Below are 533 nucleotides of genomic sequence, written 5' to 3'. Positions count from 1 at the left end.
GTAGGAACCTCCATCATCGGAAGACCTCGACCCCACTCCCGGCCACGACGCGCCGACCCCACACTCGTACGGCTACACCCTCAACTGCGAAGAGCCCGTAATGGGAAGAAAGAGAACCATGACCAATCGCTCTGCTCGTATCGTTGCAACGTCCGCCGCCACGTGCGCTCTCATCACTGCCTCGTTGCTGACCGTGACGCCTGCCATAGCGGCGACTCCGACCAGTGATGCTGTTGCTTCGTCGCCTCTCGCGGACGGCGCACCCGAAGATGCACCCATATACGACGCGGCCGTTGCGGCCCCCGGACCGGATGACCTCACGTGGGAAGAAGCCGCCGAAGTCAGCACCGATTCATCGGTCACATTCACAGATTCATCGGCGAGCACTGCGAACGTGGCACAAGCCAATACACCGATCGCAGCTGCAAACGGGCATGAGCTGCCCAACGTTTCCTGGACCAGTTGAATAGTTGTCTACGCGGCGAGGTTCTCGGTGATCCATGCCTGCTCGGCTTCGTTCGGGGTCCGATAGT

1 protein-coding gene is annotated in these 533 nt (G+C 60.8%); it reads left to right on the top strand.

The features are described from left to right. Positions 1-118 precede the first annotated feature (118 nt). Positions 119-466 carry a hypothetical protein gene (locus C5D07_RS15545; protein ID WP_146079803.1) on the top strand — a complete coding sequence of 116 codons (348 nt, stop codon included), beginning with the start codon at positions 119-121 and terminating at the stop codon, positions 464-466. Positions 467-533: the final 67 nt, after the last annotated feature.

The organism is Rathayibacter tritici (assembly GCF_002932875.1).
Taxonomy (GTDB): domain Bacteria; phylum Actinomycetota; class Actinomycetes; order Actinomycetales; family Microbacteriaceae; genus Rathayibacter; species Rathayibacter tritici.
Note: the sequence above shows the minus strand (reverse complement) of the source record. Positions and strands in the feature narration are given on the sequence as shown.